This is a genomic window from Rhizobacter sp. P3_B12, from assembly GCF_056402895.1.
Genome location: NZ_JBFUGN010000912.1, coordinates 1 through 2,477, shown reverse-complemented (window position 1 = coordinate 2,477; position 2,477 = coordinate 1). Strand labels below are relative to the sequence as shown.

At 72.9% G+C, this 2,477-nt stretch carries 1 protein-coding gene; it reads right to left on the bottom strand.

The genetic code is table 11. From position 1 onward, the window contains the following. On the bottom strand, positions 1 to 2,477 hold a 2,477-nt coding region (locus tag AC1D01_RS29935), incomplete at both ends, for an AMP-binding protein (RefSeq protein WP_477872912.1).

Genomic DNA, 2,477 nt, shown 5'->3' with positions numbered 1-2,477 from the left:
GGCCAGCGTCGGGTGGTCGAACACGGCGCGCAGGCCGAGCTCCAGCCCGAGCCGTTGCCGCAGCTCGGCCACCAGCCGCACCGCGAGCAGCGAATGCCCGCCGAGCTCGAAGAAGTGATCGCGGCGGCCGACGCGCGGCACGCCGAGCACCTCGCACCAGATCGCCGCGAGCGATTGCTCGGTGTCGCCCTGGGGCGGTTCGTGTCCGGCGTCGGCAGTGAATTCGGGCTCGGGCAGCGCGCGGCGGTCGAGCTTGCCGCCAGGGGTCAGCGGCAGCGCGGGCAACTGCACGAATGCCGACGGAAGCATGTGCTCGGGCAGCAGCGTGGCCAGGCGCTCGCGCAGTGCGGTCGCTTCGACGGATGCGCCGGGTTGCAGCGCCACATAGGCGACCAGGCGCGGCCCGGCTGCGGAAGCGCGTGCGAGCACGACCGCCTCGCGCAGCTCCGGCTGCGCCCGCAGTGCCGCCTCGATCTCGCCGAGTTCGATGCGGAAACCGCGCAGCTTCACCTGGTGGTCGACGCGGCCGAGGTACTCAATCTGGCCGACATCGTTCCAGCGCACCAGGTCACCGGTGCGGTACAGGCGGCCGCCTTGCGCATCGAACGGATCGGCAATGAATCGCTCGGCGGTCAGGCCCGGCCGGCCGAGGTAGCCGCGCGCCAGCAGCGCGCCGCCGATGCACAGCTCGCCGGCCACGCCTGTCGGCACCGGATGCAGGTCGGCATCGACGATGCGCAGCATGCGGCCGGGCAAGGCCGTGCCGATCGGCACCGAGGCGGGCCACGGCGCGGCGCCGGTGACGAAAGGCGTGCAATCCAGCGCCGAAGCCGTCACGGTGGCCTCGGTCGGGCCGTAGGCGTTCAGCAATCGGATGCGCGCGAGGCCGGCGTCGCGCCAGGCCTTCAGGCCCTCGGGCGACATCGCTTCGCCACCGACGTGCACCTGGCGCAAAGCGCCGAACCCGCTCCCTTCCCGTTCGGGCAGAGCTTGTCGAAGCCCCGGTTCGATGCGCGCAGGCCCTTCGACGGGCTCAGGGCGAACGGGGGGATGGGCATCCCTCGCAAAATCCTGCGCCAGCAGCTGCCAGTACGCCGTCGTCAGGTCCGCCACGCTGATGCGCCGCGCCACCACCTCGCGCCGGAGGGTCGCGCTGTCCCACACCTCGGGCCCGCGCAGCACCACCGCCGCGCCGATGGCCAGTGGCGCGAACAGCTGCTCGACGAAGGCGTCGAAATTCAGCGTCGCGAACTGCAGCACGCGATCCTCGGGCGCGAGGCCGAAGAACGCCACCGTCGCATCGGCATGCCGCGCCAGCGCGCGATGCGACACGCCCACACCCTTCGGCGTGCCGGTCGAGCCGGAGGTGTAGATCACGTACGCGAGCTGGTCGGCGTGCAGCGGCACCTGCGGATCACTCGCCGGCTCACCCGCCAGCGCTGCGATGTCGGGTTCACGCAGCACCACCGCGATGCCGCTGTCCTCCACCATCGCCTGGCGGCGCTCGGCGGGATAGGCCGGGTCCAGCGGCACATATGCCGCGCCGGCCTTCAGCACCGCGAGCACCGCGACGATCATCCCGACCGAACGCTCGAGCGCGATCCCCACCCGGGATTCCGGCCGTACGCCCTGCGCGATCAGCCGATGCGCGAGGCGGTTGGCCTGCGCATTCAGCTCGCCGCGGCTCAGTTCCACCTCGCCGAAGACCAGCGCCACCGCATCCGGCTGCGCCCTGGCCAGCCGCTCGATCGTGCGGTGCACCGGCTCATCCGCCATCGCCGGCGATGCGCCTTCGCCCTGCCGCAACAGCCGCTCGCGTTCGGCATCGGCCAGCAGCGCCAGCGCGCCGACGCGGGCATCCGGCTGTTGCACGAACGCCGCCAGCACCTGCTCCACCTGCGCGGCCAGCTGCGCCACCGTCGCCTCGTCGAACACGTCACGCGCGAAGCGCCAGTCGAAGGCCAGTTGCTCGCCCTGGTGCAGCGCCAGCGTCAACGCATAGTGCGTGTCGTCGCGCGTGCTCGCCGTGCCGACGCGCAGCCCGCCCGGTGCCGCGTCGCGCAGCGCCGCGTCGATCGGGTAGTTCTCGAACACCAGCAGGCTGTCGAACAGCGCCTGCCCGCCCTGCCCGGCCCAGCGCTGGATCTCGACCAGCGGCGTGTGCTCATGCTCGCGCGCCGCCAGCCCCTGCGCCTGCAGCTCGCGCCACCACGCGCCGAGCGCCTGCGCCGGCTGCAGCGTCGCCACCACCGGCAGCGTGTTGATGAACAGCCCCAGCATCTGCTGCGCGCCTGGCAGCTCGGCCGGCCGGCCCGCCACGGTGCTGCCGAAGCAGACGGTGTGTTGCCCGGTGCAGCGCGCCAGCACCAGCGCCCAGGCCGCCTGCACAAGCGTGTTGATCGTCACGCGCTCGCGCCGCGCCGCATCGGCGAGCGGCTGCACGGGCAGCGTGCGGCGCAGGCCGCCCTGCCCTGGCT